General features: G+C 63.2%; 17 protein-coding genes and 1 pseudogene. 14 read left to right on the top strand and 4 right to left on the bottom strand.

Annotation, left to right across the window (positions count from 1 at the left end):
* Positions 1-11 precede the first annotated feature (11 nt).
* The 6 genes from ACQKOE_RS15210 to ACQKOE_RS15185 are packed head-to-tail and all read left to right on the top strand — an operon-like array spanning position 12 to position 6,063.
* Positions 12-500 (top strand): DUF669 domain-containing protein, encoded by a 489-nt coding sequence (locus tag ACQKOE_RS15210; protein WP_427513563.1) that lies wholly within the window; start codon positions 12-14, stop codon positions 498-500.
* Positions 501-557: 57 nt separating this feature from the next.
* Positions 558-920 carry a hypothetical protein gene (locus ACQKOE_RS15205; protein WP_427513562.1) on the top strand — a complete coding sequence of 121 codons (363 nt, stop codon included), beginning with the start codon at positions 558-560 and terminating at the stop codon, positions 918-920.
* Positions 920-1,864 carry a hypothetical protein gene (locus tag ACQKOE_RS15200; protein ID WP_427513561.1) on the top strand — a complete coding sequence of 315 codons (945 nt, stop codon included), beginning with the start codon at positions 920-922 and terminating at the stop codon, positions 1,862-1,864. The genes ACQKOE_RS15205 and ACQKOE_RS15200 overlap by 1 nt, the downstream gene beginning before the upstream one ends.
* Positions 1,857-3,602, top strand: coding sequence for a DEAD/DEAH box helicase (locus tag ACQKOE_RS15195; protein ID WP_427513560.1), 1,746 nt, complete (start codon positions 1,857-1,859; stop codon positions 3,600-3,602). The genes ACQKOE_RS15200 and ACQKOE_RS15195 overlap by 8 nt, the downstream gene beginning before the upstream one ends.
* The gene (locus tag ACQKOE_RS15190) at positions 3,599-3,799 is read left to right on the top strand and encodes a DUF6511 domain-containing protein (protein WP_427513559.1); all 201 of its coding nucleotides are present in this window, start codon (positions 3,599-3,601) and stop codon (positions 3,797-3,799) included. Before ACQKOE_RS15195 ends, ACQKOE_RS15190 begins: the two co-directional genes overlap by 4 nt.
* Positions 3,799-6,063 carry a PriCT-2 domain-containing protein gene (locus ACQKOE_RS15185; RefSeq protein WP_427513558.1) on the top strand — a complete coding sequence of 755 codons (2,265 nt, stop codon included), beginning with the start codon at positions 3,799-3,801 and terminating at the stop codon, positions 6,061-6,063. Before ACQKOE_RS15190 ends, ACQKOE_RS15185 begins: the two co-directional genes overlap by 1 nt.
* Before the next feature lie 808 nt (positions 6,064-6,871).
* Here ACQKOE_RS15185 and ACQKOE_RS15180 read toward each other — a convergent pair.
* The gene (locus tag ACQKOE_RS15180; protein WP_427513557.1) at positions 6,872-8,566 is read right to left on the bottom strand and encodes a toll/interleukin-1 receptor domain-containing protein; all 1,695 of its coding nucleotides are present in this window, start codon (positions 8,564-8,566) and stop codon (positions 6,872-6,874) included.
* A gap of 219 nt (positions 8,567-8,785) precedes the next feature.
* Here ACQKOE_RS15180 and ACQKOE_RS15175 point away from each other — a divergent pair, with 219 nt between their 5' ends.
* A complete protein-coding gene (locus ACQKOE_RS15175) occupies positions 8,786-11,860 on the top strand; it encodes a TonB-dependent receptor (protein WP_427513556.1) in 3,075 nt (1,024 codons plus the stop codon).
* A 333-nt stretch (positions 11,861-12,193) separates the two neighbouring features.
* Here ACQKOE_RS15175 and ACQKOE_RS15170 read toward each other — a convergent pair whose 3' ends face one another.
* From ACQKOE_RS15170 to fliD, 3 genes are all read right to left on the bottom strand, one after another.
* Positions 12,194-12,799 carry a response regulator transcription factor gene (locus ACQKOE_RS15170; protein WP_427513555.1) on the bottom strand — a complete coding sequence of 202 codons (606 nt, stop codon included), beginning with the start codon at positions 12,797-12,799 and terminating at the stop codon, positions 12,194-12,196.
* Between the two features lie 170 nt (positions 12,800-12,969).
* A complete protein-coding gene (locus tag ACQKOE_RS15165; protein WP_427513554.1) occupies positions 12,970-13,365 on the bottom strand; it encodes a flagellar protein FliS in 396 nt (131 codons plus the stop codon).
* Positions 13,349-13,837, bottom strand: coding sequence for a flagellar filament capping protein FliD (gene fliD / locus ACQKOE_RS15160; protein ID WP_427513553.1), 489 nt, complete (start codon positions 13,835-13,837; stop codon positions 13,349-13,351). Before fliD ends, ACQKOE_RS15165 begins: the two co-directional genes overlap by 17 nt.
* Before the next feature lie 20 nt (positions 13,838-13,857).
* Between fliD and ACQKOE_RS15155 the strand changes: the two are divergent.
* The 7 genes and pseudogenes from ACQKOE_RS15155 to ACQKOE_RS15125 form a co-directional block, all read left to right on the top strand.
* Positions 13,858-14,160 (top strand): annotated as a pseudogene (locus ACQKOE_RS15155) (bifunctional DNA primase/polymerase); the annotation flags it as partial.
* 90 nt (positions 14,161-14,250) lie between these two features.
* Positions 14,251-16,053 (top strand): PriCT-2 domain-containing protein, encoded by a 1,803-nt coding sequence (locus ACQKOE_RS15150; protein WP_427513552.1) that lies wholly within the window; start codon positions 14,251-14,253, stop codon positions 16,051-16,053.
* A 273-nt stretch (positions 16,054-16,326) separates the two neighbouring features.
* Positions 16,327-16,995, top strand: coding sequence for a crossover junction endodeoxyribonuclease RuvC (locus ACQKOE_RS15145; RefSeq protein ID WP_427513551.1), 669 nt, complete (start codon positions 16,327-16,329; stop codon positions 16,993-16,995).
* Complete coding sequence (locus tag ACQKOE_RS15140; protein ID WP_427513550.1) at positions 16,992-17,261, top strand: DUF6378 domain-containing protein; 270 nt, start codon at positions 16,992-16,994, stop codon at positions 17,259-17,261. The genes ACQKOE_RS15145 and ACQKOE_RS15140 overlap by 4 nt, the downstream gene beginning before the upstream one ends.
* Entirely contained in the window at positions 17,245-17,844 is a 600-nt protein-coding gene (locus ACQKOE_RS15135) for a hypothetical protein (RefSeq protein ID WP_427513549.1), read from the top strand. Before ACQKOE_RS15140 ends, ACQKOE_RS15135 begins: the two co-directional genes overlap by 17 nt.
* 154 nt (positions 17,845-17,998) lie before the next feature.
* Positions 17,999-18,265, top strand: a complete 267-nt coding sequence (locus ACQKOE_RS15130; RefSeq protein WP_427513548.1) for an HNH endonuclease — start codon at positions 17,999-18,001, stop codon at positions 18,263-18,265.
* Between the two features lie 54 nt (positions 18,266-18,319).
* On the top strand, positions 18,320-19,039 hold the full coding sequence (locus ACQKOE_RS15125) for an HNH endonuclease (protein WP_427513547.1): 720 nt from the start codon (positions 18,320-18,322) through the stop codon (positions 19,037-19,039).
* Positions 19,040-19,093 lie beyond the last annotated feature (54 nt).

The following is a 19,093-nucleotide window of genomic DNA, read 5'->3' as shown; positions in this document are numbered from 1 at the left end:
GAGTATTTTCCATGGCACGTTTTGACACCGCCTTCGATGCGACCGGCATCGATCCCACGACCGGCTACGATGTAATTCCCGCCGGCAAGTACCGCGCCCAGATCGTCGAGAGCGAGATGCGCGTGACCCGCAACGGCATGGGCCAGTTTCTCTGGCTGATGCTCGACATCATCGAAGGGCCGTACCAGGGCCGCAAGCTGTTCGACCAGCTGAACCTCGTGAACTCGAACCCGCAGACGGTCGAGATCGCGCAGCGCACGCTGTCGGCCATTTGCCATGCGACCGGCAAGCTGCAGGTCAATGACAGCGTTGATCTGCACCTGGTACCGATGTCGATCCAGGTTGGCGTGAAGCCGCCCAAGGACGGGTATTCGGAGAAGAACACGATCCGTTACCTCGTCCCGGAAAAGGCGCCGGCGGCACCTGCCTATCAGGCAGCGCCCGCGGCCTCGCAGCCTCCGGCCGCTCCGGCTGCTGCCCCCTGGAACCGTAACGGCTGACCCTTGAAGGCCGCTGCGGGAAATCGCGGCGGCCTCAGCCAGACAAAGAGACTGACCATGACTGAACCGCTCAACGCGGCCCCTGTGGCCGCGAACGCCCCCGGCTTGCCCGAAAAACAGCGCCGTCTGATCGAACTCGACGACGCCATCGCCAAGATCCGCACCCAGATCGCGACCGCCGATCTGACCCGCCAGACGCAGGGAAAACCGATCGACCCGGTGTGGTTCAACCGCGCCCGCACCGCCCAGCGTCACCTTTACCGCGAGCGTGCCGAACTGCTCGCCGACGGCAGCGGCTGGCACCGCCGTAACAAGATGAAGGACGCGCTGATCGATATCCTGCGCGCCCGCCACGATCCCGAAGTCTGGGCTGACCTGATCGCCGCAGCCCGCGCCCGTAGCGAAGCGGAGGGTTTGTGATGGCAGAGCTTCCCACCCCACCAACGCCCACCCTGACGGCGATCTATGCCGCATACGAAAACCGCCAGGGTGACGGCTTTCGCGAACATCTCGGCGCATCGCTGATCGGTAAATCCTGCGGCCGCGCGCTGTGGTTCGATTTCCGCTGGGTCACGCCTTCGCGCTTTTCCGGTCGCATGCTTCGCCTGTTCGAGACCGGGCAGCGCGAAGAAGACCGGATCGTCGCCAACCTTCGCTCGACCGGCGCCACGGTGCTGGAGGTCGATCCCGAAACCGGTCGCCAGTTCCGGGTCGAGGCCCATGGCGGTCATTTTGGTGGCTCTCTTGATGGCGTCGCCCTTGGCCTGCTGGAAGCGCCGAAGACCTGGCACGTCGTCGAGTTCAAGACCCATTCGATCAAGAGCTTCGCGGATCTCGTTGCCAAGGGCGTTGTCGTCTCGAAGCCGCAGCACACCGCCCAGATGCAGATCTACATGCACCTGACCGGGTTGACCCGGGCCATGTACATTGCGGTCTGCAAGGACACAGACGCGCTGCATATCGAGCGGATCGAAGCCGATCCTGAGGCTGCGACCCGGCTGCTCGACAAGGCCAAACGCACCATTGATGCCCAGCATCCGCCGGCCAGGATCAGCGATGATCCGACCTGGTTCGAGTGCCGCATGTGTTCGCACCATGCGGCCTGCCACGCTGGTGAGGCAGCGGCCGTAAACTGCCGGACCTGTCTGCATTCCACGCCCGTCGAGGGCGGTTGGCACTGCGCCCGCCACGATCGCAGGCTTGATGCCCAGAATCAGCGCCGCGCCTGCGCACGCCATCTCTTCATCCCTGATCTCGTCCCCGGAACCGTCACCGACGCCGGCGAGGATTTCGTCGCCTACCGCATGGCCGACGGCTCCGACTGGCTGAATGACGCGCGCCAGAAGGAGGCCGCAAATGCTTAAGCTCCGCCCCTATCAGCAGTCGGCGATCGCCGCGATCTACAGCTACTTCGAAGACAAGAACGGCAACCCCCTGGTGGTCATCCCGACCGCTGGTGGCAAAAGTCTGGTCATGGCCTCGTTCATCGACGGGGTGCTCAAGGCCTGGCCCGATCAGCGCATCCTGGTCGTGACCCATGTGCGTGAACTCATCGCCCAGAACCATGCAGAGATGCTGGGCCTGTGGCCTGACGCACCTGCCGGTATCTACTCGGCTGGCCTCGGTCGCCGTGATGCTGAGGCGCGCATTTTGTTCGCCGGGATCCAGTCGATCCACCGCCGCGCGGCCGAAATTGGCCACTGCGATCTCATCCTGATCGACGAAGCCCATCTGATCCCGGGCAAGGCCAGCACGATGTACCGTAAATTCCTTGATGCGATGAAGCGGATCAATCCGAAGCTGAAGGTGATCGGGCTGACGGCAACACCCTATCGCCTGGACTCCGGCATGCTTCACGAAGGTGAGAACGCGCTTTTCAGCGACATCGCTTACGAGGTGTCCGTCCGGGACCTCATCACGGCAGGCTACCTCAGCCCGCTGATGTCCAAACAGCCGAAGACCAAGCTTGATGTGACCGGTGTCGGTTCGCGTGGGGGCGAGTTCATCGCTCGTGATCTGGAAAAAGCCGTCGACCAGGACGCCATCACCAAGGCCGCAGTCGGTGAGATCATCGCCTATGGCAAGGACCGGAAGTCTTGGCTCGCTTTCTGCTCGGGCGTCAGTCATGCAACCCACGTTGCCGAAGAATTCCGCCGCTGCGGGATCAGCTGTGCCACCATCTTCGGCGATACCCCCAAGGATGAACGCGACCGCATCATCGCCGAGTTCAAGGCTGGCAAGATCCGCGCGCTGGCCTCGATGGGCGTGCTGACCACCGGCTTCAACGCCCCGGCCGTGGACCTGATCGCTATGCTGCGCCCGACCAAGTCGGCCGGGCTTTACGTCCAGATGGCTGGGCGCGGCACGCGGCTGGCGCAAGGCAAGGACAATTGCCTCGTCCTGGACTTCGCCGGAAACGTGAAACGTCACGGTCCGATCGATCTCGTGAAGCCGAAGCGGCCGGGTTCGGGCGACGGTGATGCGCCGGTCAAGGTCTGCCCCGAGTGCGAGAGCATCGTTGCTGCCGCAGCTCTGGAATGTCCGGATTGCGGATACATTTTTCCGGCCCGCAAGGTGAAACTGGCACCCACCGCATCGACACTGGCCGTGCTGTCGTCAGGCAAGCCCAAGCGTCCGGAATGGCTGCAGGTCTCCAACGTCACCTACCAGCGCCATGAAAAGCCGGGTGGCCGCCCTTCGCTCAAGGTCACCTATCAGTGTGGCCTTGGCTGGCACCACGAGTGGATCTGTCTCGAGCACACCGGCTACCCCCGCACCAAGGCCGAGGCATGGTGGCGTGAACGCGCGCCGGGCATTCCTGTGCCGCGCTCGGTCTACGCGGCTCTGCAGCTGGTCCATCGTCTGCGCCGCCCCAGCCACATCGCTGTGCGCCCGTCAGGCAACTACACCGAAATCACCAAGGCAAGGTTCGACACATGCCATACGCCAACCCAGGGCTCTGCTCCGTCTGCCACCGCGAACCCCGTGGTTTCGGCTGGTTCGTCCCGCACTACCGGGTTTCCGATCCCCGCCGGGACGAAAGCCGGAAATATCTTTGCAGCCGTATCTGCCAGGAACTCTGTCACCGGAGGCAGGGCATGATCAACACCAGCCGCAATGAACAGGCCGCAATGGTCAAAGGCGGCCAGGCAGGCGGCCGCTTCCTTGAGAAGATCGGCAAGACCGACCTTGCAACCCTTAGTGATGCCGAGTGGGCAGGCTTCGTCGAGCATCTGATTACGGGCTACTGTGATCATCTGCGCGAGCTCGCAGCTGACATGTCGGAGTGCCCCTTCTGATGAGCACATCCTTCATGGCGCGCCATGGCTCGCGCCTTCTGGCCAACGGCTTTACTATCCTGCCCATCGCGCCCGGCGGCAAAAAGCCGGGCCGATACCAGCGCGGTGTGTGGGTCGATTACCCCGAATGGAACCGTCATGCGGAGCGGCCGACCACTGAGGTCGAGGTTGCGACATGGTCGGGCTGGCCCGACTGTGGCATCGGTATTGTCGGCGGCGGCGTTGCGGCCATCGATATCGACATCCTGTCGGACCCGGACCTTGCGCTGCAGATCGAGCAGCTGGCACGCACCAGGTTCGGCGACACGCCGGCACTGCGGATCGGGCGGGCCCCCAAGCGCCTGCTCGTCTATCGCACCCGTGCGCCGTTCCGGGGCATTCGTCGGGCACCGCTTGAAGTCTTGTGCCTCGGCCAGCAGTTCGTCGCCTACGCCAACCATCCCGATACCGGTCAGCCCTACGCATGGCCAGAAGAAGGTCTGGCCGAGCTCGACCTGGAAAGCCTGCCGGTTATCGATGCGGACATGGCTGCGGCTTTTATGGAAGAGGCCCTAGAGCTGGTCCCCCCAGAATTGCGCCCGGCAAGTCTGGCCACACTCACGGTTGCGGGCGCTTCCGTCTCTGGCCACGCCCAGATTGGAACGATCGAGGCTGTTCGTTCAGCGCTGATCCACATCCCCAACACGGATCTCGACTATGACAGTTGGGTCCGGATCGGGATGGCCATCAAGGGCAGCCTCGGGGAAGCCGGCAAGGAAGTCTTCTCAGACTGGTCTGATCAGGCGTCAAAGAACGACCCGGCCATCACTGAGAAGGCCTGGGGCAGTTTCCGTCCCGAACGCATCGGCGCAGGAACGATCTACCATCTGGCGATGGAACGCGGCTGGAAACCCGATCCAGGCATGGTGCTCGACGGAAGCCAACCAATCGATGAGTGCCATCCTGCCTCTGGCCTGCTGGCCCGGCTCGACGTGACGGCAGATGCCGAAGCAGTGACTGCGCCCGCCAGCTTCAACCTCACGATCCCCGGCGGGTTGGTCGGCAAGCTGACCGATTACATGCTGTCTACCGCTCGCCGGCCTCAGCCGCTGTTGTCGCTTGGCGCCAGTCTCTGCGCGATCGGGGCGCTGATGGGGCGCCTCTACCGCACCGAGAGCAACCTGCGCTCCAATCTCTATGTCGTCGGCATCGCGGACAGCGGATCGGGCAAGAACCACTCGCGCGAGATCATCAACGAGGTGCTGTTCGAGGCTGGCCTCGCGAACCATCTAGGCGGCAACAAGATCGCGTCTGGTGCCGGGCTGCTGACGGCCCTGCATCGCCAGCCTGCAATCCTGTTCCAGATCGACGAGTTCGGCATGTTCCTGTCGGCTGCCGCAGATCGCAAACGCAGTCCGCGCCATATCACCGAGATCCTCGACAACATGACCGAGCTTTACACCTCGGCTGGGGGGATCTTCCTGGGCGCGGAATACGCCAATCGCGATGGCACGAACGAGCGGCGCGACATCGTCCAGCCCTGCCTGTGCGTTTACGGCACGACGACCCCGCTGCATTTCTGGGGCGCGCTGCAAGGGGCCAACGTGGTGGACGGATCGCTTGCCCGCTTCCTGATCCTGCCCAGTGATGAAGACTATCCCGATGAGAACGTTGCTGTCGGGCTTCGCACCCCGCCACAGGATCTGATCGCAGGGCTCCAGCTGCTCGCTTCCGGTCCGGGGCAGCAGCGTGGCAATCTGGCGGGCGCAACCTCTGGCCCGCAGACCGCAGTCGTGCTGACCACCGTGCCGATGACCGACGAGGCACGCGCGCGGTTCAAGGCACTGAGCGGGGAGCTTACCGGCGAATTGCGGGCGGCTGCGGGAACGGCCTTTACCGCCATCTTGGCCCGTATTGGCGAAATCGCGCTGAAGCTGGCGCTGATCGTTGCCGTTGGCCACGATCCTGCCGCGCCGATTATCACGATCGACGATGCGGACTGGGCCATCGCCTTTGTGCGGCACTTTGCCAAGCGGGCAATGGAGGCCGTCGAACGCCATGTCGCTGACACCGAGACTGAGGCCCATCTGAAGCGGCTGCGTGAGGTAATCAGGACTGCCGGCGCCAAGGGGATCACCAAGTCCGAGCTGACGCGCGGAACGCAGTGGCTCAAGTCGAGGGACCGCGACGACATCATCCAGACCCTGATCGAAAGCGGTGATGTGACCACCAGCATGCGTGGGTCAGTAACCCGCCAAGCCATGGTCTACCGGTTGGCTCGCTAGATGGAGGATGTCGAACCGCCAACGCCTCCGGGCAGCTGCACGTGGCATATGCCTCGGCTGGCTAATGCTTCAGCGGGCCGAATGCTTCAAAATGAAGAATTCACCCCTCCAACCCCATGAAGAAGCTTGAGAAAATCGAAATCCGGAGATGTTTCAATCTTTCAAGGGGTGCCCTGTATATACCCTCGCGTACGCGCGCGTTTAAGAGTTAGAGAGGTACCCCCTAGAAAGATTGAATAATTGAAAGATTATAAATTACCTAGGATTCCCGGGGGTTTGAGCCGTCAAATGTTTCAATCGGCCCCCTTGAAGCTTTAGAGAGATCTCGGACGGCGCCCCCCGTCCGGATGACGACCAGACCAGACCCACTTCGGGTCCGGGCGAGCTGCCAGCCTTCACCGGCCCATTGCCTCGCCCCGACCACCCCACACGAAGAGGAGGTCGTCATGACCCTGCCAGAATTGCAGGCCGCAGCCTGTCCCGATAGTTCCCAAGTCCGGCCGAGTGGCACAATCACTCGTGGTGCCGTTCTTGCCCTCGATCTCGGCACCAGCACCGGCTGGGCGCTCCAGTCTCCTGATGGCCAAATCACGACCGGCACGGTGTCGCTGAAGCACACCCGCTATGACGGTGGCGGCATGCGCTACCTGCGCTTCCGGCGTTGGCTCGAGCAGCTCGACATCGATGCCGGTCCGATCGAGGCAATCTACTTCGAAGAAGTCCGCCGTCACGCAGGAACCGACGCGGCCCATGTCTATGGCGGCCTGCTGGGGATGCTGACCGCTTGGTGCGAAGAGCATCTGGTCGCCTACCAGGGCGTGCCTGTCGGCACGATCAAGCGGTTCATCGCCGGCAAGGGCAATGCAGGCAAGGCGGCTGTCATCGCGGCCGTCCAGGGCAAAGGCTTTGCGCCCGCCGATGACAATGAGGCTGACGCCATCGCGATCCTGCTCTGGGCTATCGAGACCCGTGGAGGTGTCCGGTGAGCGCGGCCGGTTTCCTGAAGCGGGCGGCGCAGGTCGGCCATGATCGCGCGGGCGGCAGCCATCTCGCGGCGCGCCTCGGCCTCGCGCCCGGCGGCGCGGAGCTGCTTGGCGAGGCCGAACCCGGCCAGGAACCGCGCTTCGTCCGCGCGTTTGTCGGCCGGGTGACGGCGGGCCAGAGCCTCGGCCAGGTCCAGTTGCTGGCGGCGCAAGGCCAACGCGCCGGGCAGATCGCCGTTGGCGGCCTTTGCATCGGCTTGCCAGGCATAGCTGGTGGCCAGGTTGAGCGCCGTTTCGATGTCGTTCGGCTGCTTGCGCCAGACCGCCTCGAGCAATTCGGTCGCCCGCAGGCAGTGGGGCAGGGCCGCAGCGGGCCGCGCCGGTTCGGACAGCTCCAGCGCGCAGAGATTGCCCTCGGCATAGCTGGCCTCGAGCTGCCATTCGGTCAGGTCGGGATTGATCGCGGCCAGCCGAGCCGTCAGCGCCCTGTTGCGCTTCCAGTGGGCCGAGACCTGATCGCGCCGGGCGGCCGCGGGCAACGTGTCATCGATGAAGAAACTGTAGCCCAGCCAATATTCGCTGCGGGCATGGGCTGCGATCACGTCGCCGTCGTCGGGATGGGCACCGATCAGGAAGGCTGTTATCCGATAAGCCTCGCGAGCTTCGCCGCGGCCCTGCTCCTTGCGGCCCTGAAACGACAGGGCGTCCTCGGCCATCGCCTGCATCAGCTTGGCCCGGCGCAGCAGTTCCGCCCTGGGCAGGGCCGACAGGTCAGCCTGCCCGGCATAGCGCTGCATCACCCGCCGGTTGACCGCGTCCATCACGTCAAGCCGGCCGACGCCTTTCAGTCTGTCGCGCAGGTCGGTCAGCATGAATTCCACCAGTCCTTCCGCTTCGGCGCGCTGGCGTTCGGCCTCGTTGCGGGCCCGGATCGCGGCCACCAGCAGCGCGGCAAGGACTAGACTGAGAACCAGAGCCCCTGCCGTGACGGCCATCACGCGGCGCTGGCGGGCCTGGGCATCGCGCTGGACCAGCCGGTCGAGCGGCTGGCCGGTCAAGCCGGCAACGACCTTCAGCAGCCCCAGCCGCCGCCCGTCGCGCCCTGTCCGGAAATCGGCGGCAAGCGGCTCCAGCGCGCGGTCCCCGTCGCGGACCAGGGCCTCGGGAAAGGCTTCGTCCGGCTCGCCCTCGGTCAGGGCGGCAAGGATCGGGCGGTCGGGATGCAGCTGGCGGAACAGCGCGATTTCCTGCCCGACCCAGCGGCTCGCCCGGGCAGTCGGGCTGGCAATCACGATCAGCGCGGCCGAACGGGCCAGGGCATCGCGGACCTGCGCGGGCAGATCCGGCCCGGCCACCAGTTCGGCCCGGTCGATGAAGATCGGGGCGAGCCTTGCTCCGCTGGCGTCGCGGCTGCGTTCAAGCGCGCTATGGAGCCGCGCGGCAAGTCGGCTGTCGGCATGGCTGTAGCTGATGAACGCCCGGTAGGGCGGCACGGTGTCCCGTGTCGAATCATCGTCCATGACAAGTCCCCACCTGTTCCGCGCAAGACTGCCCGCCGGCGCCTGCCTTGGCAACGGCCTTCCTGCGGCCGGCAGGGCGGGCAGGTGTGGCAGATACGCTACGGTTTGGCGCGCTTCTAACCTTTCGATTAAAACCGGTTGTCAAGCGGCGCGGACGGTGTTCTATTCGTATGCGCAACCGCCCGGTAAAGGGACGGGCATTTTAAGGAGAGAGGGCATATGAGGGGTAAATTGACCCTGCTTGCTGGCGTCTGCGCCAGTGCATTCGCGGTTCCGGCCTATGCGCAGGACGCTGAAGAAGATACCGCCAGCACCGAAATCATCGTTACCGCCCAGCGCAACAACCAGCGCCTGCAGGACGTTCCGATCGCGGTCAGCGCCTTCAACACCGAAGCGCTCGAAAAGCAGCAGATCAAGAACACGTCTGACCTTCAGCTGTCCCTGCCCAACGTGACGTTCACCAAGACGAACTTCACCGGCTCCAGCTTCACCATCCGCGGGATCGGTGACCTGTGCGTGGGCGTGACCTGCGACCAGGCCACCGCCATCCACATGAACGACGCGCCGCTGTTCGCCACTCGCCTGTTCGAAGGCGAGTTCTATGATCTGGCGCAGATCGAAGTTCTGCGCGGACCGCAGGGCACTCTGTTCGGCCGCAACGCGACTTCGGGCGTTATCAACATCCGTTCGGCCCGTCCCAACCTGACCGGCGTTTCCGCCAATGCCGAGCTGGAATACGGCAACTACAACCACGTCAAGGCCAAGGGCATGGTTAACCTGCCGCTCGGTGACATTGCAGCCGTGCGCGTGGCGGGATTCTATCTTAATCGCGACGGTTATACCAAGAACATCTTCGACAATTCACAGATTGACGATCGCGATATGTGGGGCATGCGCGGCTCGATCCGGCTTGAGCCGGGTTCGGGCACGACGGTCGACCTCGTCGTCCAGTACTTCCACGAAAAGGATAGTCGCCTGCGCATCCAGAAGCAGATGTGCCAACGCGACCCGACCGGTGTGCTGGGTTGCCTGAACGGAAAAAATCAGTTCCAGGTGACCAATGCGAACACGACATTGGCTTCGGTGCTCACTTCGCGTGAATTTTTTGCCATGCAGGGCATCCCGACCGCCTTCGCGCTGGGCAGCCTCTATGGCGCCGACGTCTATTCGTGGCCTGGCGCGGCCAATCCCGCCGATTCCAGAACGGTCAATACCGACTACCCCCCCTATTATTTAGCAGAAGAATGGATCGTTCAGGGAGCGATCGAACAGGATCTTGGTGGCGGGTTGAGCCTCAGGGTCCAGGGAAATTGGCAGGATACCTCGGTCGATGCGGGGCAGGACTATAACCTGTCGGTGCAGAATCGGGCAAATTATCTGCCTGGCCTGACTGCGCTCAACACGGCAGGCACCACCGGTATTCCTGGACTGCCCGTTTCCTATTTTGCGCCTGTCCGGAACGCTCTGATCCCCAATGGACCGGGCAACGTCATTTGCACGTCCTTGTCCGAGGAAACGAATACCGGGGCATATGGCGGGCACCGCATCTGTTCGATGACCCCCCAGGATTTCGACCGGTCGAATGCCTATCAAAGTAGCTGGACGGCTGAGGCCATCATTTCTTCCAAGTGGGATGGCCCTTTCAATTTCCTGCTGGGCGGCATTTACGGCAAGGCCCACTTGGAAGAAAGCAGCTACTACGTAAATGCCTTCGGTCTTGACTATGCCGCCGGCATACTCGGTGCCTTCAATGCGTTGGGTCGGGCTCCGCTTGCCGGAATTGGCGCGACACCGCCACCGCCCGGCTTCCTGGGTTCGCCGTTCTACCGTAATCACAGTGATGATTTCCGGCTCGAATCTTACGGCTTGTTCGGTGAGCTGAACTATAAACTCACCGATACGCTTAAAATCACGGCGGGGCTGCGTTACAATCATGACAAGAAGGCGTTCTCCGCGCGAAACACATTTGCTAATTCGCTTGTGCCATTTGGTTCGACGGACATGTTTAATTCGCCGTATATCTACGGCTTTGCAGTCACTGGGGCGCCAACATCTTCTTATCTGCAGCCTTTTGACGCAGATAGTTCGACGAACTGCACCATTACCGGTACGACAGCATCGGGCACTTTGACCGCTGCCAACTCCACCGGTTGCGAGCTGTTTGCCTCAAGCAATGTGACTTTCAACGAGATGACTGGCAGGTTCGTCGTCGACTGGAATGTCACGCCCGATAACCTTCTCTACTTCAGCTATTCCCGGGGTTATAAATCCGGCGGGATCAACCCGCCCATTCCTTCGATATTCAACGTTCCTTCGACGTTTTCTCCGGAATTCGTCAATGCCTTCGAAATTGGTTCGAAGAACAGCTTTGCCAACGGCAAGATTATCCTGAACGTCACTGCGTTCTACTATGATTACAAGGATCTGCAGCTCTCGCGCATCGTTGCCCGTACCTCGGTCAACGACAACGTGGGCGCCGAGATCTACGGCCTGGAAGCCGAAGCCATCCTGCGTCCGGCCGATGGCCTGACGCTGAACTTCGGGGCCAGCTACCTGCACACCGAAGTTTCGCAGGACAAGCTGCTTTCCAATCCGCGTGACTTTGGCGCGGGCCGGGCCGATGCGGTGATCATCAAGGACATCACCAATTCTTCAAACTGTGCCGTGGCATCCAACACCGGCAACGTTGCGGGGGTCAACGCCTTCGTCAACGGGGTGAACAACCTGATCAACGCGGGTGTGGTGACCGGCAATGCCGGGGCCGGCCTTCAGCCGACCACTGCCTTCCCGTCGGGTTCGGGGATCAACTCGACCGGTGCCTTCAGCGTTTGCGCAGCTCTGGCGGCGGGTGCGGCCGGTGCCTTCATCCCGGCGGGTCTCGACCCGGCGGCGCTCGGCGGCGTGACGGTCTACACCTCGGGTATTCCGACCAATATCAAGGGCAACAAGCTGCCCGGCGCACCGGACTACAAGTTCTCCGCCGGCATCCAGTACGAAGTGCCCGTTGGTGACCTGACCGTGACCCCGCGTGCGGACTTCATCTACACCGGCAAGTCCCATGGCAACATCTTCAACGGCGCGATCAACGAGATCCCGAGCTACACCCAGGTGAACGCTCAGCTCCAGATCGACGGGCCGGACAAGAAGTGGTTTGCCCGCGTGTGGGTGCAGAACCTGTTCGACAAGGACTCGATCACCGGTCTTTACGTGACCGACCAGTCCTCGGGTAACTACACCAACATCTTCACCCTCGAGCCGCGCCGTTACGGCCTGACCGCGGGTATCAAGTTCTAAGTTCAAAGCACTCCTGGGAGGGATGCTTTAGCGGGGGCTCCGGGTGCAAACCCGGAGCCCCTTTGCTGTGGTGCGTCAGGGCGGACCCTGCCTGGGTTGCGATCGGGGGGTAAAGCGGAGGAAGCGCGGCCTGGCGTCAGCGTTCGGGTTTGCTGCCCCGGTCCGCCCAACGGGGACGGTAAGCGGGCCGGGGCAGCAGGTCCGGGACGGGGTAGGTCTGCGGGTTGTCCTTCCAGGTACTGATTTGCGCCGCTTGGCGCACAACCGGATATAACCGGGCCGCTTGAACAGGCGGTGTTCGGACGGCCCGGGGGAACTGCGTAGTTCCCGGTTTCAGGAACCGACCAGCGATGCCTCGATCGCGATGCGGATTGCCTCGCTGGTGTGGCTCGCGCCCATCTTGTTGAGCATGTTGGCACGGTGGATCTCGACCGTGCGCGGGCTGATCCGCAGCTTCTCGCCGATCAGGCGGTTGGACAGGCCGTCGGCAACACCTTCCAGTACCTCGCGTTCGCGCCGGGTCAGTTTCTGCACGCGGCTGCGGGCGCGCGCCTCGCGCAGGCGCAGGCTGCCGATATTGCCGGCGGCGCTTTCCGCCAATTCGATCGCGGTCAGGATCTTGTCGGTGGGGCAGGGCCATTGCAGGTAATCGAGCGCACCGGCCAGCACAGCTCTCACCACCCGTCCGGTATCCGGTCCTTCGCTGAAGCCGATCACCGGCAGCCACTGGCCGTGGTCGGTCATGTGTTCGATCAGTTCCTCGATCCCGTGGCCGTCATCGGCCACCAGGATCGCGCCGGACCGCGGCCAGCGATAGGTGATTTCGGCAATGTCCTCGAACGGTTCGACATGGACATTGCAACCGGCCAGGGCGTGGCTGATCGCGGCCCGGCGGCGAAAGTTTCCATCGATCAGGGCAAGATTGCGGCGTCGATCCATCGGAGTGCTCCCTAGTGATTTCCGCCTAGGGAATTAGGCCGATGTCGCGGCGCGGTGTCATGCCATTGGTTCCGGACCTGACCCTTGGGATAGGGATGGATACATAGGTAAATGCAGATTTAACCATGTTATCAGCGACATGGCATTGGGCCGTATCGGAGCAATCCGGTTCAATCCGGGGCATGGCGGAAGGCCTCCAGCAGGTCGGCAACATCCTCGCGCAGCCGCTCGATCGCGCGGGGTTCGAACTGGACCACGCTGCCCAGCACCGCCTTGCGGCCGCTTTCCAGAAAGGTGGCCAGCGCCGCCGTGATCGGCTGGCCGGGATCGAGGCCCATCTGCAACGCGGTCAGCGCGGCAAGCGCCCGGGTCAGGGCTTCGCTCTTGCGGGCATTGTCGCCGCGCCCGGCCGCCAGCAGCGCGGCGCCCAGCGCGGCGGCCAGCTGTTCGTAGCAGACAATGACCAACTGGCGCGGATCGGCCCCGCTGATGCGGGCATCGAAATCGACCCGGCGATAGGCTTCGGCAGGGCTTTTCAGCGCGTACATCTCAGCGGTCTCCGGCATTCCAGGCGTCGATCTGATTCTGCAGGAACGACAGCGTCGATTTCGACGCGGCGACCCGGCTATCGACCCCGGCGAACTGGGTGGTCAGGCGTGAACGCAGCTTTTCCTGCGCTTCGGCCAGCTTGCTGGCTTCGTCTCCCAGGCTGCGCTGCTGCTTGTTCAGACGGCTGAGCGAACCGGCCAGGGTGCCGGGATCGCCTGGTGCGGTCAGGCGGCGGCTGAGCTTGTCGAACGTGGCGAAGACCCCGAACAGGCCGGTGGTGAACATCGCCGCCGCGCCTTCGGGCGATGCCGCCAGCGTTGCCGAGAGGCGCGCGGAATCGAGCCGGAAGGTGCCGTCGCGGTTGGTGGCGAGGCCAAGGTCGGCGAGGGTCGCGGGATCGCCGGATGCCGCACCGGGCATAACGGTGCTGCCGGCCAGCTGGCTCAGCGCCCGGCGGTAAGAAGCCGGGCCGGTACCAGCGCGGCGCATGGGTCGATTACCCCGAATGGAACCGTCATGCAGAGCGGCCGACCACTGAGGTCGAGGTTGCGACATGGTCGGGCTGGCCGGACTGCGGCATCGGTATTGTCGGCGGCGGCGTTGCGGCTATCGATATCGACATCCTGTCGGACCCGGACCTTGCGCTGCAGATCGAGCAGCTGGCACGCGCGCGGCTTGGCGACACCCCGGCACTGCGCATTGGCAGGGCCCCGAAACGCCTGCTTGTCTATCGCACCAGCGCGCCGTTCCGGGGTATTCGCCGAGCACCACTTGAGGTCCTGTGCCTTGGCCAGCAGTTCGTCGCTTACGCCGATCACCCCGATACCGGCCAGCCCTATGCCTGGCCCGAGGAAGGTCTGTCGGAACTCGATCTGGAAAGTCTGCCGGTCATCGATGCAGAGATGGCCGCGGCGTTCATCGAGGAGGCACTGGCGCTGGTCCCGCCTGAACTGCGTCCGGCAAGCCTGAGCACGCCTGCGAGCACAAGTTCGGCCGTACCGGGTCACGCTAAGACCGGCACCATCGAGGCGGTGTGTTCGGCGCTCACCCAGATCCCCAACAACGATCTGGATTACGACAGCTGGGTGCGGATCGGGTTGGCCATCAAGGGCAGCCTGGGTGAAGCCGGCAAGGATGTCTTCACCGACTGGTCCGATCAGGCGGCGAAAAATGATCCTGCCGTCACCGAGAAGGCGTGGGCCAGCTTCCGTCCGGACCGGATTGGTGCAGGCACCATCTACCATCTCGCCATGGAACGCGGCTGGAAGCCCGAGCCCGGCATGGTGCTCGATGGCAGTCAGCCGACCGACGGATGCCATCCTGCTTCCGGCATGTTGGCCCGGCTCGACGTTGCGGCAGATGCCGATGCAGTGACTGCGCCCGCCAGCTTCAACCTCACGATCCCGGGTGGGCTGGTCGGCAAGCTGACCGATTACATGCTGTCGACCGCTCGCCGGCCTCAGCCACTGTTGTCGCTCGGCGCCAGCCTTTGCGCGATCGGCGCGCTCATGGGGCGGTTGTACCGGACTGAGAGCAACCTGCGCTCCAACCTCTATGTGGTCGGCATCGCGGACAGCGGATCGGGTAAGAACCATTCGCGTGAGATCATCAATGAAGTGCTATTCGAGGCTGGCCTTGCGAACCACCTGGGCGGCAACAAGATCGCGTCTGGCGCGGGGCTGCTGACCGCCTTGCATCGTCAGCCCGCGATCCTGTTCCAGATCGACGAGTTCGGCATGTTCCTTTCGGCAGCCGCAGACCGCAAACGCAGCCCGCGCCATATCACCGAGATCCTCGACAACATGACCGAGCTCTACACCTCGGCCGGCGGGATCTTCCTGGGCGCGGAATACGCCAATCGCGACGGCACTAATGAGCGGCGCGACATCGTCCAGCCTTGTCTGTGCGTTTACGGCACGACGACCCCCATGCACTTCTGGGGCGCACTGCAAGGGGCCAACGTGGTGGACGGCTCGCTCGCCCGCTTCCTGATCCTGCCCAGTGACGAGGACTACCCAGACGAAAACGTCGCCGTCGGGCTTCGCACCCCGCCTGCGGACCTGATCGCAGGGCTCCAGCTGCTGGCGTCGGGTCCAGGGCAGCAGCGCGGCAATCTCGCCGGCACGACATCGGGGCCGCAGACCGCTGTCGTGCTGACAACGGTGCCGATGACCGACGAGGCACGCGCGCGGTTCAAGGCACTGAGCGGGGAACTTACCGGCGAATTGCGGGCGGCTGCGGGCACGGCCTTTACCGCCATCCTTGCACGCATCGGAGAGATCGCCCTGAAGCTCGCGCTAATCGTGGCGGTGGGCAAAGATCCGGTGGCTCCCGTCATCGCGATTGATGACGCGGACTGGGCCATCGCTTTCGTGCGGCACTATGCGCAGCGGGCAATGGAGGCGGTGGACCGCCATGTCGCTGATACCGAGACTGAGGCCCACCTGAAACGGCTGCGTGAACTGATACGGGCAGCCGGCGCCAAGGGCATCACCAAGTCTGAACTGACACGCGGCTCACAATGGCTCAAATCTCGGGACCGCGATGATATCATCCAGACCCTGATCGAGAGCGGTGACGTCACAACGGGCATGCGCAGTTCTGCCACCAGGCAGGCCATGGTCTACCGACTGGCGCGCTGGTCGGGTAATTGGCGGGACGCGAGTGGCAAAAAGGTCGCCACACACCACCAAGGGCCATCGTGATGCATCCCCCCTCTGGATGGTCCTTCAATGGCCCAATATCCGTCAAAAGCAGCTTTATGGCATCCAAGCGCATGGATTTACACAATAAAATCGGGTTTCGGAGAAAGTTCAATCTTTCAAGGGGTGCCTTATATATCCCCTCGCGTACGCGCGCGTTTTAAAGATAGAGAGGTGTACCCCTATAAAAATAATAATAATTGAAATATTATATATTCCCTAGCCTACTCAAGGGGTTGGGCGCTCCGATGTTTCAATCGGCCCAGCTGAAACCCCATGAAGATTTCCGGCGGCAGTGTCCGCCCGGATGACGACCTGACCAGACCCGCTTCGGGTCCGGGCGAGCTGACAGCCTTCACCGGCCCAGTCCTCGCCCCGACCGCCCCACACGAAGAGGAGGTCGTCATGACCCTGCCTGAATTGCAGGCCGTTGCCTGCCCCAATCCAGCTCAAGCCAACGTCGGCGGAACGAGCCGCCGCGGAGCCATTCTTGCCCTCGACCTCGGCACCAGCGCCGGCTGGGCGCTTCGGTCGCCTGATGGCCACATCAGCACCGGGACGGTGTCGCTGAAGCACACCCGCTACGACGGTGGTGGCATGCGCTACCTGCGTTTCCGGCGCTGGCTCGAGCAGCTCGACATCGATGGCGGTCCGATCGAGGCGATCTACTTCGAGGAGGTCCGCCGTCACGTCGGCACCGACGCCGCCCATGTCTACGGCGGTCTCCTGGGTATGCTGACCTCGTGGTGCGAAGAGCATCTGGTCGGCTATCAGGGCGTGCCGGTCGGTGCGATCAAGCGGTTCATCACCGGCAAGGGCAACGCCAACAAGGCGGCTGTCATCGCGGCCGTCCAGGCAAAGGGCTTCGCGCCTGCCGACGACAATGAGGCTGACGCCATCGCCATCCTGCTCTGGGCCATCGAGACCCGCGGAGGCGTGAAATGAGCGCGGCCGGTTTCCTGAAGCGCGTGGCGCAGGTGCTCGAAGATCGCGGTGCTGCCTATGGTGATCCCAAGACCCAGATGGAGGCGATTGCCCGGCGCTGGTCGATCACCCTTGGTACGCCCGTCACCGCCCAGCAGGTGGCGCTTTGCATGATCGACCTGAAGCTTGCCCGGCTGGCGCACGACCCCAGCTATGCCGACGGCCCGATCGATGTGATCGGCTATGCAGCGCTCATCCCGGAGATCAACCGTGGCTCGCGGTCGTAAGCGCAAGGCGGGCCGCCGCCATCCCTGCGGCAAGCTGGTGCAACCGGGCAAGGCCGAGACCATGCGGGAGGTTACAGCAACCGTCCTGGATGCCCGGCAGCGTCATTATGGCGTCACCGCCAGGCAGGCGAAGGACGAGCGTCTGGGGTCGGCGATCGGGCGGCTGGCATTCGCCGGCAAGATCTCGGCAGAGCAATTGGCGGCAGCCGAGCTCTATGGTGACCTGATGGCCCGCAACCGGGCGGTCATGGGACTGCCGCCAATCCACCCGCATTCCGCTACCGGCTTGCTTCTCGACGAAGGGATCTTCGGTCGCAGTATCACGGAGTACGATGCGGACTACGTCGAGAAGATCCGCAAACGGGCAGCGGCGGCCATCCTGATGCTGCGGACTTCTGACCACGATGCCATCGCCGCGACCAGTCGGCGACCGAGCATGCTTGTCCATGCGGTGGTCTGCTACGAGGTGGATGCCGCAGGCTGGGGAGATGCGGACTTGCGTAATCTGGCGCACGGGCTTGAAGCACTGGTCACCCTGTTCGGTATCAACAGGGACAGTTCGCTGCCAGTATCATCCGCCTAGCGGTTGATCTAACAAACTGTGATTCAACGACAAAAATACATTTCAGCATTGACGGGAGCATTGATCTCCTATAGATGTTTCCGAAATGTAGAGATGCGAGTTGCGCCCGGGGCTGAAAGGCTTTCCGGGCGTTTCTCGTTGCAGGCGTTGTGCGATGGCTGAACGACTTCGGGGACGCCAAGCAGTTGCGCAGCGCCTGCGTCGATTAAGGGCCGAACCGCTCTGCCGGGACTGCGCCACCCTGGACGTTGTTCGCGAGGCCACCGTTCCCGACCACATCGTGCCGCTGGCCCACGGCGGATCGGACGACGACAGCAACATCCGCTGCCTTTGCGCCGAGTGCCATGCAAGGCGGACTGCCGAACAATTCGGCTTGCGCCGGACCGTCGGCACCGGCCCCGATGGCTGGCCGGTCGGCTGAGAATCCCCCGTCGTTGGAGGCGGGATAAAATCTGAAACTGACTGGGAGGTCGCCATGGCACAATTCGCCTCGGCGGGAGCCGCCCCTCTGTGCCAGATTTGTTCTCAGCCGATCACAAGACGAATTAGAAAGTCGCGCGACAGTGGACGGTGCTGCTCGCGGGCCTGCGGCTTTGAGATGATGCGGCGTGAGCGCTCTGCCTCACGGGCTGCCCGGCTGGCCCGTCTTGCCGAAGTCAGGAAGGCCAAGCGTCAACGTCAGTGCATTGAATGCGGGGGAGTTTTCGAAGCGCGGGCGAGTGCGAAATTTTGCTCCTACCACTGCTCGGCGAGCAGCAAGGCAGTCAGAAAGGCAGAATGCACCTGTCAGGAATGCGGCAGCACATTCCTGCCCGCGTATGGTGACAAGCGACGCAATTTCTGTTCGGAATTTTGCGCTAACCGCCATTTCAAACGTGTCGCCAAGGGCTTGTCCCGGGCGAAAGCCTATGGTGCTCAAGCCGAACCGATCAATCCCATTGCGGTGATGGAGCGTGACGGATGGACCTGTCACATCTGCGGCGAGGAAGCTCCTCGCGAACTGCGCGGAACGATGCATTGGAACGCTCCGGAACTTGATCATATCATCCCGCTGTCTGCTGGCGGGTCGCATACCTACGACAACGTCGCCTGCGCCCATCGCTCCTGCAATCTGGAAAAGGGCGATGCGCTACCTCTCGGTTGGACCGACCCACAGCGCCTCTGGGTCCACCGGGGGTCGGGGGGCCTCGCATAGTTTGGCACCTGCTAGACGGACACCGCGCTTGGTCCAAACTTTTCGCACCCGCGA

Source organism: Novosphingobium sp. NPDC080210 (assembly GCF_050281025.1).
Lineage (GTDB): Bacteria > Pseudomonadota > Alphaproteobacteria > Sphingomonadales > Sphingomonadaceae > Novosphingobium.
The sequence above is the reverse complement of the archived record's forward strand: the minus strand, read 5'-3'. Positions and strand labels throughout refer to the sequence as shown.

Excerpts from the sequence above, each read along its gene's own strand:
- ACQKOE_RS15210 (WP_427513563.1), top strand. The coding sequence starts at position 12 with ATGGCACGTTTTGACACCGCCTTCGATGCGACCGGCATCGATCCCACG.
- ACQKOE_RS15205 (WP_427513562.1), top strand. The coding sequence starts at position 558 with ATGACTGAACCGCTCAACGCGGCCCCTGTGGCCGCGAACGCCCCCGGC.
- ACQKOE_RS15200 (WP_427513561.1), top strand. The coding sequence starts at position 920 with ATGGCAGAGCTTCCCACCCCACCAACGCCCACCCTGACGGCGATCTAT.
- ACQKOE_RS15195 (WP_427513560.1), top strand. The coding sequence starts at position 1,857 with ATGCTTAAGCTCCGCCCCTATCAGCAGTCGGCGATCGCCGCGATCTAC.
- ACQKOE_RS15190 (WP_427513559.1), top strand. The coding sequence starts at position 3,599 with ATGATCAACACCAGCCGCAATGAACAGGCCGCAATGGTCAAAGGCGGC.
- ACQKOE_RS15185 (WP_427513558.1), top strand. The coding sequence starts at position 3,799 with ATGAGCACATCCTTCATGGCGCGCCATGGCTCGCGCCTTCTGGCCAAC.
- ACQKOE_RS15180 (WP_427513557.1), bottom strand. The coding sequence starts at position 8,566 with ATGGACGATGATTCGACACGGGACACCGTGCCGCCCTACCGGGCGTTC.
- ACQKOE_RS15175 (WP_427513556.1), top strand. The coding sequence starts at position 8,786 with ATGAGGGGTAAATTGACCCTGCTTGCTGGCGTCTGCGCCAGTGCATTC.
- ACQKOE_RS15170 (WP_427513555.1), bottom strand. The coding sequence starts at position 12,799 with ATGGATCGACGCCGCAATCTTGCCCTGATCGATGGAAACTTTCGCCGC.
- ACQKOE_RS15165 (WP_427513554.1), bottom strand. The coding sequence starts at position 13,365 with ATGCCGGAGACCGCTGAGATGTACGCGCTGAAAAGCCCTGCCGAAGCC.
- fliD (WP_427513553.1), bottom strand. The coding sequence starts at position 13,837 with ATGCGCCGCGCTGGTACCGGCCCGGCTTCTTACCGCCGGGCGCTGAGC.
- ACQKOE_RS15150 (WP_427513552.1), top strand. The coding sequence starts at position 14,251 with ATGGCCGCGGCGTTCATCGAGGAGGCACTGGCGCTGGTCCCGCCTGAA.
- ACQKOE_RS15145 (WP_427513551.1), top strand. The coding sequence starts at position 16,327 with ATGAAGATTTCCGGCGGCAGTGTCCGCCCGGATGACGACCTGACCAGA.
- ACQKOE_RS15140 (WP_427513550.1), top strand. The coding sequence starts at position 16,992 with ATGAGCGCGGCCGGTTTCCTGAAGCGCGTGGCGCAGGTGCTCGAAGAT.
- ACQKOE_RS15130 (WP_427513548.1), top strand. The coding sequence starts at position 17,999 with ATGGCTGAACGACTTCGGGGACGCCAAGCAGTTGCGCAGCGCCTGCGT.
- ACQKOE_RS15125 (WP_427513547.1), top strand. The coding sequence starts at position 18,320 with ATGGCACAATTCGCCTCGGCGGGAGCCGCCCCTCTGTGCCAGATTTGT.